14 protein-coding genes are annotated in these 16,375 nt (G+C 64.7%); 11 read left to right on the top strand and 3 right to left on the bottom strand.

From position 1 onward, the window contains the following. The first annotated feature begins 4 nt into the window (after positions 1-4). The 9 genes from IEW01_RS01560 to IEW01_RS01520 all read left to right on the top strand — a co-directional run bounded on the left by IEW01_RS01560 (position 5) and on the right by IEW01_RS01520 (position 8,637). Positions 5-877, top strand: coding sequence for a phosphoribulokinase (locus IEW01_RS01560; RefSeq protein ID WP_188525845.1), 873 nt, complete (start codon positions 5-7; stop codon positions 875-877). Positions 878-887: 10 nt separating this feature from the next. Next, a complete protein-coding gene (gene tkt, locus IEW01_RS01555) occupies positions 888-2,879 on the top strand; it encodes a transketolase (protein WP_188525844.1) in 1,992 nt (663 codons plus the stop codon). A 15-nt stretch (positions 2,880-2,894) separates the two neighbouring features. Further along, complete coding sequence (gap, locus tag IEW01_RS01550) at positions 2,895-3,896, top strand: type I glyceraldehyde-3-phosphate dehydrogenase (RefSeq protein ID WP_188525843.1); 1,002 nt, start codon at positions 2,895-2,897, stop codon at positions 3,894-3,896. A 13-nt stretch (positions 3,897-3,909) separates the two neighbouring features. Next, positions 3,910-4,959 carry a class II fructose-bisphosphate aldolase gene (gene fba / locus IEW01_RS01545; RefSeq protein WP_188525842.1) on the top strand — a complete coding sequence of 350 codons (1,050 nt, stop codon included), beginning with the start codon at positions 3,910-3,912 and terminating at the stop codon, positions 4,957-4,959. A gap of 95 nt (positions 4,960-5,054) precedes the next feature. Continuing rightward, on the top strand, positions 5,055-5,756 hold the full coding sequence (rpe, locus tag IEW01_RS01540; RefSeq protein WP_188525841.1) for a ribulose-phosphate 3-epimerase: 702 nt from the start codon (positions 5,055-5,057) through the stop codon (positions 5,754-5,756). Positions 5,757-5,758: 2 nt separating this feature from the next. Further along, positions 5,759-6,679: an MBL fold metallo-hydrolase gene (locus tag IEW01_RS01535; protein WP_188525840.1), complete on the top strand. Its 921-nt coding sequence runs from the start codon at positions 5,759-5,761 to the stop codon at positions 6,677-6,679. A 37-nt stretch (positions 6,680-6,716) separates the two neighbouring features. Beyond that, positions 6,717-7,274, top strand: a complete 558-nt coding sequence (locus IEW01_RS01530) for a thioredoxin family protein (RefSeq protein ID WP_188525839.1) — start codon at positions 6,717-6,719, stop codon at positions 7,272-7,274. Then, complete coding sequence (gene gph, locus IEW01_RS01525) at positions 7,271-7,933, top strand: phosphoglycolate phosphatase (RefSeq protein ID WP_188525838.1); 663 nt, start codon at positions 7,271-7,273, stop codon at positions 7,931-7,933. The genes IEW01_RS01530 and gph overlap by 4 nt, the downstream gene beginning before the upstream one ends. After that, positions 7,930-8,637, top strand: coding sequence for an HAD family hydrolase (locus tag IEW01_RS01520; RefSeq protein ID WP_188525837.1), 708 nt, complete (start codon positions 7,930-7,932; stop codon positions 8,635-8,637). Before gph ends, IEW01_RS01520 begins: the two co-directional genes overlap by 4 nt. Here the strand turns inward: IEW01_RS01520 and IEW01_RS01515 are convergent. From IEW01_RS01515 to dapE, 3 genes are all read right to left on the bottom strand, one after another. Further along, positions 8,614-9,777 carry a lytic murein transglycosylase gene (locus IEW01_RS01515; RefSeq protein ID WP_188525836.1) on the bottom strand — a complete coding sequence of 388 codons (1,164 nt, stop codon included), beginning with the start codon at positions 9,775-9,777 and terminating at the stop codon, positions 8,614-8,616. The two genes, IEW01_RS01520 and IEW01_RS01515, sit on opposite strands and share 24 nt — an antisense overlap. Positions 9,778-9,827: 50 nt before the next feature. Beyond that, positions 9,828-12,086, bottom strand: a complete 2,259-nt coding sequence (gene rnr, locus IEW01_RS01510; protein ID WP_188525835.1) for a ribonuclease R — start codon at positions 12,084-12,086, stop codon at positions 9,828-9,830. Between the two features lie 82 nt (positions 12,087-12,168). Beyond that, a complete protein-coding gene (gene dapE / locus IEW01_RS01505) occupies positions 12,169-13,314 on the bottom strand; it encodes a succinyl-diaminopimelate desuccinylase (protein ID WP_188525834.1) in 1,146 nt (381 codons plus the stop codon). 285 nt (positions 13,315-13,599) lie between these two features. On the opposite strand from dapE, the gene IEW01_RS01500 reads away from it, so the two are divergent. Together IEW01_RS01500 and IEW01_RS01495 are read left to right on the top strand one after the other, a co-directional pair. Continuing rightward, positions 13,600-15,192, top strand: coding sequence for a Hint domain-containing protein (locus IEW01_RS01500; protein ID WP_188525833.1), 1,593 nt, complete (start codon positions 13,600-13,602; stop codon positions 15,190-15,192). Then, positions 15,189-16,292 carry a Hint domain-containing protein gene (locus IEW01_RS01495; RefSeq protein ID WP_188525832.1) on the top strand — a complete coding sequence of 368 codons (1,104 nt, stop codon included), beginning with the start codon at positions 15,189-15,191 and terminating at the stop codon, positions 16,290-16,292. The genes IEW01_RS01500 and IEW01_RS01495 overlap by 4 nt, the downstream gene beginning before the upstream one ends. The last annotated feature ends 83 nt before the right edge of the window (positions 16,293-16,375 follow it).

The raw sequence follows: 16,375 nt of genomic DNA, 5'->3' as shown, positions 1-16,375 counted from the left end.
CATCATGAGCAAGAAGCACCCCATCATCTCGGTCACGGGCTCCTCGGGGGCCGGCACCTCGACCGTCAAAGGCACGTTCGATCAGATCTTCCGCCGCGAGGGCATCAAGGCCGTCTCGATCGAAGGCGACGCCTTTCACAGATACAACCGCATGGAAATGAAGGCGGAACTGGAAAGGCGGACGGCGGAAGGTGACCATACCTTCAGCCACTTCTCCTACGAAGCCAACGCCCTCGACGAACTCGAGCGCGTGTTTCGCGAATATGGCGAAACCGGCAAGGGCCGCACCCGGCACTACGTTCACGACGATGCCGAGGCGGATAAATTCGGTGTCGCGCCGGGCAACTTCACCGACTGGTCGCCGTTCGACGACGACTCGGACGTGCTGTTCTACGAAGGCCTGCACGGCGCGGTGGTGAACGACGAGGTCAACCTCGCCGCGCTGGCCGATCTCAAGATCGGTGTCGTGCCGGTGATCAACCTCGAATGGATTCAGAAGATCCACCGCGACAAGACTCACCGTGGCTATTCCACCGAGGCCGTCACCGACGTGATCCTTCGCCGGATGCACGATTACGTGCACTGCATCACGCCGCAGTTCACCGAAACCGATATCAACTTCCAGCGCGTGCCGGTGGTGGATACCTCGAACCCCTTCATCGCGCGCTGGATTCCCACCGCCGACGAGAGCCTCGTGGTGATCCGCTTCAAGAATCCGCGCGGGATCGACTTCGGCTACCTCAACCGCATGATCCAGGGCAGCTGGATGAGCCGGGCGAATTCCATCGTCATCCCCGGTGGCAAGATGGATCTCGCGATGCAGCTCATCTTCACCCCGATGATCGAGCGGCTGGTTTCCGTCTCGAAGCGCGCTTGAGGAGAAAGCCATGAACGTTCAGACGAATATCGACACGTCGACGGAAGACCTGATGGCCAATGCCATCCGGGCGCTGGCGATGGACGCGGTGCAGGCGGCCAACTCCGGCCACCCCGGTGCGCCGATGGGCGTGGCCGACATGGCCACGGTGCTGTTCAACCGTTTCATGAAGATCGACCCTTCGGCCGACAAGTGGCCCGACCGTGACCGCTTCGTGATGAGCGCAGGCCACGGTTCGATGCTGGTCTACGCGATCAACCATCTGCTCGGCTATGACGACATGGGCATGGAGCAGATCCGCAATTTCCGCCAGATGGGCTATCGCACCGCCGGGCACCCGGAATACGGCCATGCCAAGGGCATCGAGGTGACGACCGGCCCGCTCGGCCAGGGCATCACCACCGCCGTGGGCATGGCGCTGGCCGAACGCATGGGCAATGCCCGCTACGGCGACGACCTCGTCGATCACTATACTTACGTGATCGCGGGCGACGGCTGCCTGATGGAGGGGATCAGCCACGAAGCGATCGACTTCGCCGGCCACCACGGGCTCGGCCGCCTCATCGTGATGTGGGACGACAACCAGATCACCATCGACGGCTCGACCGATGTTTCAACCTCGACGCGCCAGCAGGCGCGGTTCGAGGCGGCGGGCTGGCATGTTCAGTCAATCGACGGGCACGACAAGGAGGCGATCGCCGCCGCGATCGAGGCGGCCCGGGCCGAAACCGGCAAGCCCTCGATGATCGCCTGCCGCACGGTGATCGGCTTCGGCGCGCCCAACAAGCAGGGCAGCCACGATGTGCACGGCGCGCCGCTTGGTGCAGACGAGGTCGCCGCCGCGCGCAAGCATCTCGGCTGGACTCACGCGCCCTTCGAGGTGCCCGCGGAGGTCTACGACGCCTTTCACGCCATTGCCGCGCGGGGCCGCGAAGCCCGGCTGGACTGGGAAAAGCGCCTTGGCGGACACCCGAAGCAGGATGCCTTCGAAACCGCCCAGGCCAACCCCGACAAGCGCGCACTCGACGCCGCGATCAACGCCTACAAGGCGCGCCTTTCGGCCGACGCGCCGAAAGTTGCCACCCGCAAGGCCAGCGAGATGGCGCTGGAGATCGTCAACGGCACCCTGCCCAACACGGTGGGCGGCTCGGCCGACCTCACCGGCTCGAACCTGACGTTCACAAAGGGCATGAAGGACGTGGTGCGCGACGATTTCTCGGGCAATTACGTGCGCTACGGCGTGCGCGAGCACGGCATGGCGGCGATCATGAACGGGATCGCGCTGCACGGCGGGTTCATCCCCTATGGCGGCACCTTCCTGGTGTTTGCCGATTACATGCGGGGCGCGATGCGGCTCGCGGCGCTGATGGGCATCCGGGTCGTCTACGTGCTGACACATGACAGCATCGGGCTCGGCGAAGACGGACCAACGCACCAGCCGGTGGAAACGCTCGCCAGCCTGCGTGCGATGCCGAACATGATGGTGTTCCGCCCCGCCGACGCGGTGGAAACCGCCGAGGCCTGGCAGGCCGCGCTGGAGATGGACGGCACGCCCAGCGTGCTCTCGCTCTCGCGGCAGGGCCTGCCGACGGTGCGCACCAGCCACACCGACACCAACATGACCGCGAAGGGCGCCTACGTGCTGCGCGACACCGACGGGCCACGTGACGTGACGCTGATCGGCACCGGCTCGGAAGTGGAGATCGCCCTGGCCGCCGCCGACAAGCTGGCGAGCGCCGGGATCAAGGCGGCGGTGGTTTCGGCCCCGTGCTTCGAGGCCTTCGCCAAGCAGCCCCAGGCCTACCGCGACGCCGTTTTGGGCACCGCGCCGCGCGTCGGCGTGGAGGCTGCGGTGCGGCAGGGTTGGGATACGCTGATCGGCAATGACGGCGCCTTCGTCGGAATGTCGAGCTTCGGCGCGTCGGCCCCGGCAGGCGCACTCTACGACCACTTCGGCATCACGGCGGACGCCGTGGCGGATGCCGCGAAGTCGCTCATCTGACGTTTGGGAGGAAACATGACCGTCAAAGTAGCTATCAACGGCTTCGGCCGTATCGGGCGCAACGTGCTGCGCGCCATCGTGGAATCCGGCCGCACCGACATCGAGGTGGTTGCGATCAACGATCTCGGGCCGGTGGAAACCAACGCCCACCTCATCCGCTATGACTCGGTGCACGGGAGATTCCCCGGCACGGTCACGGTGGATGGCGACACCATCGACGTGGGCCGCGGCCCGATCAAGGTGACCGCGATCCGCGATCCCAAGGAACTGCCGTGGGAGGATGTCGATATCGCGATGGAATGCACCGGCATCTTCACCGCGCGCGACAAGGCTGCCTTCCACCTGGAAAACGGCTCCAAGCGGGTTCTGGTTTCGGCTCCCGCAAGCGGCGCCGACAAAACCATCGTCTACGGCGTGAACCATGACACCCTCACCAGGGATGACCTGGTGGTTTCGAACGCCTCCTGCACCACAAACTGCCTCTCGCCGGTGGCGAAGGTGCTGCAAGACACGGTGGGGATCACCCGTGGTTTCATGACCACGATCCACTCCTACACCGGCGACCAGCCGACGCTCGACACGATGCACTCCGATCTCTACCGCGCCCGCGCGGCGGCGATGAGCATGATCCCGACGAGCACCGGCGCGGCCAAGGCCGTGGGCCTCGTTCTGCCGGAACTCAACGGCAAGCTCGACGGCGTGGCGATCCGGGTGCCGACGCCGAACGTCTCGGTCGTCGATCTCACCTTCGAGGCCAGCCGTGCCACCACCGTGGAAGAGATCAACGACGCGATCCGCGCCGCCGCCGATGGCCCGATGAAGGGCATTCTCGGCTACACCGATCTTCCGAACGTCTCGATCGACTTCAACCACGATCCGCATTCGTCGACCTTCCACATGGACCAGACCAAGGTGATGGACGGCAACTTCGTGCGCATCCTGAGCTGGTATGACAACGAATGGGGCTTCTCCAACCGCATGGCCGACACCGCCGTCGCCATGGGCAAGCTGATCTGAGGAGACCGAACTGATGGCACTTATCTCGCTTCGTCAACTGCTCGACCACGCCGCCGAACAGGGCTACGGCGTGCCGGCATTCAACATCAACAACATGGAACAGGGCCTCGCGATCATGAACGCGGCCAAGAAGGTGGATAGCCCGGTTATCCTCCAGGCCTCGCGCGGCGCGCGTTCCTATGCCGGCGACATCATGCTCAAGCACATGATCCAGGCGCTCGCCGAGATGTATCCCGATATTCCGATCGTGATGCACCAGGACCACGGCAACAACGAACAAACCTGCCTCTCGGCCATCAAGCATGGCTTCACCAGCGTCATGATGGACGGCTCGCTCAAGGCCGACATGAAAACGCCCGCGGATTGGGACTACAACGTCGACATCACCAGGCGCGTCGCCGAGATGGCGCATTGGGTGGGGGCTTCCGTCGAGGGTGAGCTGGGCGTGCTCGGCAACCTCGAAACCGGCATGGCCGCCAAGGAAGACGGCTCGGGCGCCGAGGGCAAGCTCGACCACAGCCAGCTTCTGACCGATCCGGACGAGGCCGAGGAGTTCGTGAAGCTCACCAAGGTGGATGCGCTGGCGATCGCCTGCGGCACCAGCCATGGCGCCTACAAGTTCAGCTCCAAGCCCACCGGCGAAACGCTGGCGATCAGCCAGATCGAGGCGATTCACGCCAAGATCCCGCATGTGCACCTCGTGATGCACGGCTCCTCGTCGGTGCCGCAGTATCTGCAAGACCTGATCAACGAGTTCGGCGGTGAGATGCCGCAAACCTACGGCGTGCCGGTCGAGGAAATCGAGCGCGGCATCAAGTCGGGCGTGCGCAAGGTCAACATCGACACCGACAACCGGATGGCCATCACCGGCCAGTTCCGCAAGGTGGCGATGGAGAAGAAAAAGGAGTTCGATCCGCGCAAGTTCATGATCCCGGCGATGGAGGAGATGGAAAAGCTCTGCATCGACCGTTTCGAGCGTTTCGGCACCGCCGGCAACGGCTCGAAGATCAAGGCGATCGACCTCGACGAGATGGCCAAGCGCTACGCCGACGGCACGCTCTGAGCCGTCATCGGAGTGTGGCCGCGCGCGAGGCCGCATGATAGAAAGGTCGGGCGGGGCATGCTCCCGCCCGACAGCGAAAAACAGGGAGACACGAGATGTCGTTTGACCGTTCCATCAAGATCGCGCCGTCGATCCTTTCGGCCGATTTCGCCAATTTCGGCCAGGAGATCCGGGCCATCGAGGCGCAGGGCGCCGACTGGGTGCACGTGGACGTGATGGACGGGCATTTCGTGCCCAACCTCACCTTCGGGCCGCCGGCCGTTAAGGCTTTCCGCCCGCACGTGAAAACCTTCATGGACGTGCACCTGATGATCGCGCCGGTCGATCCCTACATCGAGGCCTATGCCGAGGCCGGCGCCGACATGATCACCGCCCACTGGGAAGCCGGGCCGCACCCGCACCGCACGCTGCAGGCGATCAAGGCCACGGGCAAGATGGCGGGTATCTCGCTCAACCCGGGCACCCCCGCTTCGGTCATCTCCGAACTGCTCGACCTCGTCGACATGGTGCTGGTGATGAGCGTGAATCCCGGCTTTGGCGGACAGAAATTCATCCCCTCGAGCATCGAAAAAGTGCGCCAGGTGCGCGAGATGATCGGCCATCGTGAAATCATGATCCAGGTCGACGGTGGGGTTGATCCCAACACCGTTGGCCCGCTGGTCGCGGCCGGGGCCGATTGCTTCGTGGCCGGTTCGGCCGTGTTCAAGGGCGGCTCGGTCGACAACCCGGCGGCTTATGGCGAGAATATCCGGGCCATCCGCACCGCGGCGCAGGGCGCGCTCAAGAACGTCGCCTGACCATGAGAGTCACCAGACGGAAACTGATCACGAGCGCCTCGGCAGGGTTTGCCGCCGCCGCGCTTTCACCCCGCCTCGCCTGGGCCACGAGCGAGGTATCGCTCGGCGCCATGCGGATCACCACGCTGCGCGACGGCTCCATCACCCAGCCCGCTGACTTCATGTATGACCCGATGGACCAGGACGCGCTGGCGCAATGGCTCGCGGTTCGGGGCATGGCGCGTGACGCCGCGCTCAACCCCGATTGCAATGTCACGCTGTTGCGCCACGAGGGCCGAACCATCCTGTTCGACGCCGGCTCAGGCTCGGGCTTCACCGCCACGGCGGGTGACCTGCCCGATGCGCTGGCCGCGGCCGGGGTCGACCCCGGCGAGATCACCCACGTTGTGTTCACCCACGGGCACGCCGACCATCTCTGGGGCGTGCTGGACGATTTCGAGGAGCCGTTCTTTCCGAACGCCGAGCACCTGATGGGGCGCACGGAGTTCGACTTCTGGTATGATCCGACAACCGTCGACACGATTTCGGCCGATCGGCAGGGCATGGCGGTCGGCGCGAAACGGCGGCTCGATGTGATGGCCGATCGGTTCACCCTGTTCGAGGATGGTGAGGAGATTCTTCCCGGCATCGCCGCGCGGGCCACGCACGGGCACACACCGGGGCACATGAGCTTCGAGGTGCGCGACGGCGGCGAGAGCGTGATGGTGGTGGGCGATGCGATCCTGAATCACCATCTTTCCTTCGACCATCCCGACTGGCCGCTTGGCGCGGATGCGGATCGCACCATGGCCGCCGCCACCCGCGCCGCGCTGATGGATCAGCTGGCCAGCGACCAGATGCTGATGATCGGCTTCCACCTGCCCGATGGCGGCCTTGGCCGCGTTGAGCGTGCGGGCGGGGCGTTCCGGTTCGTGCCCGCCTGAGGCGGCGCCGTCGGCGGAAAAGCAGAGGAGAAACACCATGGCCGCCATCCCCCCCGTTTGCGACTTCGGCGCCCCGATCAGGGATTTCAGCCTGCCCGGCACCGATGGCAAGGTCTGGACCCTCGACGACGTGAAGGGCCCGAACGGCACCCTCGTGATGTTCATCTGCAACCATTGCCCCTACGTGATGGCGGTGATCGACCGGATCGTGCGCGACGCGAAGGAGCTTCAGGCACTGGGCATCGGCGTGGTGGCGATCAGCGCCAACGACGTTGAGGCCTATCCGCAAGACGCGCCCGAACACATGGTCACGCTGGCCGAGAAGCATGGCTTCACCTTCCCCTATCTCTACGACGGAAGCCAAAGCGTGGCGCGGGCCTATGACGCGGTCTGCACACCCGATTTCTTCGGGTACAATTCCGCCGGCGAGTTGCAATACCGGGGGCGTCTCGATGCCTCCCGCAAGGAAGCGGGGCCGGCAGACCTTCGGCGCGACCTCTTCGAGGCGATGAAACAGGTGGCCGAAACGGGCAAGGGGCCGGAGGAGCAGGTTGCCTCCATGGGCTGCTCGATCAAGTGGAAGGACGCCGCATGAACATCGTTTTCGACCTCGACGGAACCCTGGTCGACAGCGCCCCCGACATCATGGTGGCGGCGAACAGGATGCTCGACGGCGAAGGGCTGGAGCCGCTCGACCTCGCCACGATCACCTCCTTCATCGGAAATGGGCTTCCCAAGCTGGTCGAACGGGTTCTGCGCGCGCGCGGGATCGCGCAAAGCCAGTTTCCCCGGCTTTATGACGAGGTGCGCGATTTCTACAACGCCGCCCCTGCCGACGAATCGCGGCCCTTCCCCGGCGTGCCGGATCTTCTGGCGGAGTTGAGCGCCAAGGGCCACAGGATCGGGGTTTGCACCAACAAGCCCGAAGAACCCGCCCGGCTGATGCTGAAGCTTCTGCACCTCGAAAACTTCATCGACGTGGTGGTGGGCGGCGATGCGCTGCCGGAAAAAAAGCCACATCCCGCCCCGCTTCACCTCACTTTCGAACGGTTGGGAGAAGGCGAAAAGCTCTACGTCGGCGACAGTGAGATCGACGCCGAGGTGGCGCTGGCGGCGGGGGTGCGCTTCGCGCTGCACACCCAAGGCTACCGCAAGAAGGCGGTCGAGGGGCTGCCGCACGAATTCCGCTTCGACCGGTTCGAGGAACTCGGCCCGATCATCGACGCGATCGCCGAAGAAACGGCGGCGGCGTGACGCTTGAGGCGCTGATCTTCGACGTCGACGGCACGCTGGCCGAGACGGAAGAGGCCCATCGCGCGGCGTTCAACCACGTTTTTGCCGATTGGGGGCTCGACTGGCACTGGAGCCAGCCGCGCTACCGCGAACTTCTGAAGACGACCGGCGGCAAGGAGCGCATCCGTGCGTGGCAACAAACGCTGCCGGAAGCCGCGCGCCACCTCTCCGATGACGAGATCGCCCGGATGCACCGGGAAAAGACCGCGATCTACACCGGGATTCTGGCCGAGGGCGGGCTGGCGCTGCGCCCGGGCGTAGCCAAGTTGATCGCCTCGGCGCGGGCAGAGGGGTTGCGGCTGGCGGTGGCGACGACGACCAACATGCCGAACGTCGAGGCGCTGACTCGGTGTTGCTGGAACGCGGAACCCCACGAGGTGTTTGACGTGATCGCGGCGGGTGACGAGGTGGCGGCGAAAAAGCCCGCGCCGGACGTGTTCGAACTTGCGTTGAAGCGGCTCGGCCTGCCGCCCGCGGCTTGCATCGCCTTCGAAGACAGCCTCAACGGCCTCATCTCCGCCCGCGGCGCTGGGCTTGCAGTGGTCGTGACACCCTCGATCTTTACCGACGACCAGGACTTCTCGGGAGCTGAGCTCGTAACGGCGTGCCTTGAGGGCCTGACCCTTGGCGACCTCGAGCGTCTATCCGCGAGCGAGCGCGCGTAGCGCCGCGAGGATTTCGCGGTCCAGGTGGCCATCCGGCACCAGCCCTTGGGCTTTCTGAAAGTCACGCACGGCGCGCACGGTGTTGGGGCCCGGCAACCCGTCAACACCAAGCGTGTCAAAACCGGCCTGGCTGAGAAGGAACTGGATTTCGATCACGTCACCTCGCGTGATCGCGCATTCGTTCGTCGGCCATTCCCCGCGCAAAGGCCGGTCTCCCAGGATCCGGTCGCTCAACAACCCGATCCCGAGCGCGTAGGCTTCGGATTTGTTGTAGCGCGTGATCACGTGGAAATTCCGCAGGACGAGGAAGGCGAGACCACGCGCGCCGACCGGAAGGAAGATCGAACCCGCGCCGTAATCGGGCACCGGCCCGCCGTCGGCGCTGACCACCCCCATCGCCGCCCAATCGGCGGAACTGCGGGTTTGATCCGTGCCGCTGAGAGCATAGTTGAACCCATCCGGCAGGCGCACCTGGAAGCCCCAGGGTTGGCCTGTTTTCCAATCGTGCTTGCGCAGGTAATTGGCGACCGAGGCGAGCGCGTCGGTCGGGTCGTCGCCGCAGATGTTGTGCACGCCGTCGCGGTCGAAATCGACCGCGAAATTCAGCACCGAGGAAGGCATGAACTGGCCATGGCCCACGGCGCCTGCCCATGACCCGATCATCGACGAGGGCGCGCAACCCCGGCTTTGCACCAGCCGGAACACGGCAACCAGCTCATACTCGAAATAGGCCGCGCGCCGCCCGCGCCAAGCCAACGTGGCGAGCGCCGAAACGATCGGTATGTTGCCCCGGTTCACGCCGTAGCCGGTTTCCAGCCCCCAGATCGCGGCAATGATCGCCGGCTCCACCCCAAAATCCTGTTCGATCCGGTTGAGCAAGGCGCGATGCCGGCGCATTTCCTGCCGGCCCTTGCGCACGCGATCCTCGGTCGTGACAATGTCGAGGTATTCCCAGACCGGGAGCGAGAATTCCTTCTGGTTGTTTTGTCGCTCGATGATATCGGGCCGGAATGATACCTCCGACATCGCCGCGTCGAACACGTGCGGGTGTATGTTCCGCTCCAGAATGCGCGGGCGCAAAACCTGCCTGACCCAGACAAGGAACGCATCCTGATCCAGCACTTCCGGTAAAGGGATCATCCCCAGCCCCTCGTTTCCAACGATGCCCCGGAGCCGGAGCACACTCAACATCACTTGCGGCGGCGTCGCACTTTCTTTTGAGTCTTCTCGGCCTTGTAGCGCGCCTTGGCGCCCTTGCGAGAAACCGGCTTCTTGCCACCACGACTTCGCGTTGTGGTTGTTACGGGCGCACCGTCGATCTCGATCAATTCAAGCATCAATCCGCCTGTCACGGGCACCGCCTCCGCCAACCGCACCAGCACCGGCTGGCCCACTGAAAGCTCAAGCCCGCTGCGCTCGCCCTTCAGTGTCTGAGCCTGCCCGTCATAGTGGTAATACTCGTTGCCAATGGTCGAAACCGGCACCAGCCCGTCGGCGCCGGTTTCATCCAGCTTCACGAAGGCGCCGAACCTCTGGATGCCCGAGATCCGGCCGGTGAACTCGTTCCCCACCCGCTCGGAGAGGTACGCGGCGAGATAGCGATCGTTGGTATCGCGCTCGGCGGTCATCGAGCGACGCTCCGTCTCCGAAATGTGCTCGGCGGTTGCCTCGAGCTGGTCGATATCCTCGCGGCTGAGCCCGTCGTCGCCCCAGCCGTGGCCGGTGATCAGGGCGCGGTGCACGATCAGGTCGGAGTAGCGGCGGATCGGCGAGGTGAAGTGCGCGTAGTGTTTCAGCGCGAGGCCGAAATGGGCGAAGTTCTGCGGGCTGTAATAGGCCTGCGTCATCGAGCGCAGCGTGCTGATGTTGATCAGCTCGTCAAACTCGCTGCCCTCGGCCTGCGAGAGCAACTGGTTGAGGTGGCGGGTCTGGAGCACCTGCCCCTTGGCCAGCGTGAATCCCGAAGCCTGCGCCACCTCGCGCAGCGCCTCCAGTTTTTCGGGACTCGGCTCCTCGTGCACCCGGTAAAGCAGCGGCCGGCCAAGGCGGCCAAGCTCTTCCGCCGCCGCCACGTTGGCCAGCACCATGAACTCCTCGATCAGCCGGTGGGCGTCGAACCTTTCGGCGAAGCGCACGCTTTCTACCTTGCCCTCGTCCGACAGCACGATCTTGCGCTCGGGCAAGTCGAGATCGAGCGGCTGGCGTTTCTGACGGGCCTGTTTCAGCGCCGCGTAAGCTTCGAACAGCGGGGTGATCACCTCGTCGAGCAGCGGCGCGCATTTTTCGTTCGGAGCGCCATCACGCGCCGCCTGCACCTCGCGGTAGTTCAGCGAGGCGCGCGATTTCATCAGGCCGCGAATGAAGCTGTGCGAGCGTTTTTCGCCATGGGCATCGACAACGATGCGAACCGCGATCACCGCGCGCGGCACGCCCTCATGCAACGAACAAAGATCGCCCGAGAGCCGGTCGGGCAGCATCGGCACGACCCGGTCGGGGAAGTAGGTGGAATTGCCCCGCTTGCGCGCTTCGCGGTCCAGCGCGGTCCCGGGGCGGACGTGGTGCGCGACATCGGCGATGGCGACCCAGATCACATGCCCGCCGGGGTTTTTCGCATTGTCGTCGGCATGGGCCCATATTGCGTCGTCATGGTCGCGGGCATCGGCCGGGTCGATCGTGACGAGCGGCAGGTGGCGGAGGTCTTCCCGCCCCTTCAGGCCCGCGGGCTTCTGCCGGTCGGCTTCGGCGATCACCTCGTCGGGGAAATCGTCGGGAATGCCGTGCTGATGGATGGCAATGAGGCTGACGGCCCTGGGCGCGCTCGGGTCGCCCAGCCGCGCCACGATCTTTGCTTTCGGCAAACCCATGCGCGCCTTCGGCCCGGTCTGCTGCGCCTCGACAAGCTCGCCGTCCTTCGCGCCTTCATCCGCCCCGGCGGGCACCATCCATTCCTTGTCGGCCCCCTTGTCGATCGGCACGACGCGGCCGCCCTCGGCACCCTTGCGGTAAACGCCGAGGATGCGGTGCACCGCCTGCCCGATGCGGCGGATAAGGCGGCCCTCGTAGGCGTGATCTTCGTCCTTCACCTCGGTCATCCGGCACAGGATACGGTCGCCCGGCTTCAGGGCCGGATCGGAACTCTTGGTCACCAGCAATACCCGTGGCGCATCGCCCTCGCCCTGCCATTCGAGCGGGCGCGCGTAGAGATCGCCGTCGGGTGAAACCTCGGAAACCTCGAGCACCGCGACGGGTGGAAGCTTCTCGGGATCACGGTAGGTTTTCTTGCGCTTGGTGAGCTGGCCCTCGTCCTCGAGTTCGCGCAGAACGCGCTTCAACTCAATCCGGTCAGACCCCTTGATCCCGAACGCTCTGGAGATTTCGCGTTTCGAGGTCTGGGTGGGGTTGTCGGAAATCCAGGCGAGGATTTCATCTTTCGAAGGTATACGTGTCATGGTTTCGGCGTAGCACGCTACACCGGAAAGGCCAGCGGAAATCGCGGGCCGGCGGCGTCCTGCAGACAGGCCTGGCCCCCGGTCAGGCGAAGTAATCTCGAATCACGCGGGTGTAGACCCGCTTGAGCTGTTGGATCTGCGCGATCTCCACGCGCTCGTCGACCTGGTGCATCGTCTTGCCAACGAGGCCGAACTCGACCACTGGGCAATGATCCTTCACAAAGCGCGCGTCCGAGGTGCCCCCGGAGGTGGACATTTCCGGGGTGACTCCGGTTTCCGCCTTCACCGCCGCCGCGACCAGCGCGGAAAGTTCGCCGGGCGGGGTGATGAAACTTTCGCCGGAAACCTTCACCTCCATCGACATCTCGATGCCGGTCTCGCCCGCGATGCGTTCCATCTCTTCGCGCAGCCATGCGGTCAGCCCCTCGCTGCTGTGGGCATCGTTGAACCGGATGTTCACCGTGGCGCGGCTTGTCGCCGGGATCACGTTGTTGGCGGGATTGCCGGTGTCGATCGTCGTGACCGCCAGCGTCGAGGCATCGAAATGCTCCGTGCCCTCGTCGAGCACGTGGGTATCAAGCCGGGCCATCAGGCGCGCGAGGGCGGGCACCGGGTTCCTGGCGCGATGCGGATAGGCGGAATGGCCCTGGATGCCGCGCGCGGTGAAATTGGCGGTCATCGAGCCGCGCCGGCCGATCTTCATCATCTCGCCCATGTGGTTCGGGCAGGTGGGTTCGCCGACGATGCAGGCCGTCATCCGTTCCTGGTGCTCGGTCATCCAGTCCAGCAAGGCTTTGGTGCCATCGGTGGCGTCGCCCTCCTCATCGCCGGTAATCGCAATGATGAGCGCGCCGTCCTCGGGGATTTCAGCCGCAAGGTCGATCGCGGCCGCGACCCAGGCCGCCACACCCGATTTCATGTCGGTGGCGCCGCGGCCCCAGAGATAACCATCGCGCGCCTCGGCGCCGAAGGGCTGCACCGTCCAGTCGCCGGTGTTTCCGACCGGAACCACATCGGTATGGCCGTTGAAACCCAGCGTGCGGGGCGCGCCGGCATGGCCAAGGCGGGCGAAGAGGTTGGCAACGCCGCCCCGGTCCACCCGCGTGCAGGCAAATCCGGCCTCGGTGAGCAGGCCCTCCAGCAGCACCAGCGCACCGCCCTCTTCGGGGGTCACCGAGGGGCACTGGATAAGGCGTCTGGTCAGATCAACGGGGTCGGTCTGGGGCATGTGGCGCTCCTCGCTGGGGTTTCGCCCGTGATATATCGCGGCGCGAGGCGTGGCAAACGTGTCGAATGGGCGACAGGGCTCGAGCTGGTTTTGCGGATGAAAAACAATCTCTTAACAAAGGCTTGCGGGTTCGGCATACTTGATCTCAAAGAATAACCCGAGGCAGGGGTTCGAACCAGACAAGCACAAAATGTGCGCGGTTCGGTGAGCAGACTGGCTATATCTCGCGGTCATTAATCCGCGTGCGCCATGACTCCTGCGCGAATGGGACAGGAGGCAGGCGTTATGGTTGCGGCATCGGAATTGCCAATTTCAACCAATGCGAGTGCGCTGGACATGGCGCAAACGATTTTTGGCGAAGGAGTGACCGTCGTGTCCGCCTCCTATTCGGGCGACAATCGGTCATCGGGGATTTACAGCAACGGCGATGCGGTTTCGCCAGGCGTGACGCCAGGCGACACCGGGGTAATGCTCTCGACCGGCAACCTTCGCGATTTCACCAACAACAGGGGTGAGGCCAACCAGAGCGGCAGCACCTCGTCCGACATGCGCAACGGGATCGACAATAACGCCGATTTCAACGAACTTGCAGGCACCCGGACCTACGACGCCTCCTTCCTCGACGTGGATTTCATCCCGACAGGCGACGAGATGACGCTGCAGTTCGTCTTCGCCTCCGAGGAATATCCGGAATACGCCGGATCGATCTACAACGACATCGTTGGCGTCTGGGTGAACGGCGAAGTGGTGGAGCTGGCCGTGGGCAATGGCCAGACCGCTGTTGGCAACGTCAACCAGACCTCCAACGAAAACCTCTATGTCTCCAACACCAGCTCGCAGTTCAACACCGAGATGGATGGCTTCACCGTCACCATGACGCTCAAGATGCCGGTGATCGAGGGGGAGGTGAACTCGATCCGGATCGGGATCGCCGACGCGACGGACACCCAGTATGACTCGACGCTGCTGATCGCCGGCGGTTCGGCGCAAACGGCGCTGATCGCCAACGACGACGCAACGACCGTGGGGTTGGGCGGCACCACAACGCTCGACGTTCTCGCAAACGATCAGGGGCCGGGCAATGCGACGCTGACGATAACGCATATCAACGGGATCGCCGTGAATGCCGGTGACAGCGTCACGCTGACCACCGGGCAGGTGGTGACGCTGAATACCGACGGCACCTTCACGATCAATGCGGATGGTGACGAGGAAAGCGTCAATTTCTCATATACCGTCGCGGCCGGGAATGGCGGCGGCTTATCGGACAGTGCCTTCGTCACGATCAACTCGGTGCCCTGTTTTGTGGCCGGCACGCTGATCGCGACACCGCATGGCGAGGTTTCGGTCGAAAACCTGCGGCCGGGCGACCTGGTGATGACCCACGACCACGGGCCGCAGCCTCTGCGCTGGATCGGACGGCGACGGGTGCAAGCGTCGGGCAGCCATGCGCCGATCCGAATTGCGCCCGATACTTTCGGCGCGCACCGCGAGTTGCTCGTCTCGCCGCTTCACCGCGTGCTGATCCGCGATGCGCTGGCCGAGCTTCTGTTCGGCGAGGGCGAGGTGCTTGTCGCGGCGAAAGACCTTGTGAACGACCACTCGGTGCGTCGCGTCGAAGGCGGGGAGGTGGAATACGTCCATATCCTGTTCGATGCCCACGAGGTGGTGATTTCCGAGGGGCTGGCCACCGAGAGCTTTCTGCCCGGGCCGCAAACCTCGCGATCGTTCAAGCGCGAGATCGTGGAGGAGATCATCTCGATCTTTCCCGAGTTGGACCCCGATACCGGAGTAGGTTACTCGTCCGCCGCCCGCAGAACCCTGCGCGCCTACGAGGCGCGGCTGCTGTTTGGCCGCGCCGGGGAGGTTGCCGCGTGAGCTGGATTGCACTCACCGATATGTCCCGGCCGATGTTCAACATCCGCGGCATCGGCGTTCCGTCGGATGCGCCGGGTGCCCGGCCACCGCCCAGCGCGCACGAGATCATGCCGACCGGCACGATGATGTTCGAGCTTCGCCTCGAAGACACGGGCGGTGAGCGGCGACGAATCCTGAGCTTTGAGCGAAACCGCGATTGGCGAAGGGAAATCCTCGTCGAAATCACGGCGGATGGGCGGCTTTCGATGGCCTTTCGCCAAGGCGTGGCCCGGTCGCGCGCCGAGATCGGCCTGCCGCCGATCCCGCGCGACGGGCTTTTGCGTGTCAGCTACTCATGGGACTCGCCCCGGCGAACGGCGCGGCTGACGGTCGAGTTTGTCGAAGACGGGAGGATCTTCCAGGCACAGGCAGCCAATCCGGTGCCGCTTCCCGTGGGCGACGTGAAGGCGTTGATGCGCAACGGGCGCGCGACACGGGCCGACCCGGCAATTTCCTATATCGCGGTGTCGGACACGGTCGAGCCCGTCGGTTTCGGCTCGGGCATCGTGGCGGATACGCCGATCGAAACTGTCGAGGGCCCGGTTCCGGCGCATCGGCTTCGGCTTGGCGACATGGTGGTGACGGCGGAGTCGGGAAGCCAACCGGTCCGGTGGATCGTGAAGCGAACCGTGCCCGCGCTCGGCGATTTCCGCCCGATCCGGCTCCGCGCCCCGTTCCTTGGCCTTGGGCGCGACATGATCATGGCCCCGGCGCATCGCGTGCGGCTGGATCTCGGGGAAAACGAATATACCTTCGGGGAAAACGAGGTTCTGGTTCCCGCGGCAACGCTTGCGAACGGCAAGCACGCGCGCCCCGAAACCCGGCACAGGCTGGTCACCTATTACCAGATCCTGCTCGACGTGCACGATTGCCTTCTTCACGACGGGCTTTGGGCGGAAAGCCTGTTCGTTGGAACGATGGCGCGACGCCCGGAGATCATCTCCAGCACATCGCTCGGCGAGGTGCCCGCAACGGCGCTCCCCCTGCATCGCGCCCAGAGGCGCCCAGCGCTTTCGGCGTTGGGCATACGCACGATCGCCGCTTCCCTGCTTGAAGCCTGACGAGGTTTTCCCGCCCGGTTTCGCCGCTGGACAAGCGAGTGTCCCGGTGCGAGGCTCACACTGAACTCAGCCGACGGGAGACC

It is taken from the genome of Sinisalibacter lacisalsi (assembly GCF_014640115.1).
GTDB classification, from domain to species: domain Bacteria; phylum Pseudomonadota; class Alphaproteobacteria; order Rhodobacterales; family Rhodobacteraceae; genus Sinisalibacter; species Sinisalibacter lacisalsi.
Note: the sequence above shows the minus strand (reverse complement) of the source record. Positions and strands in the feature narration are given on the sequence as shown.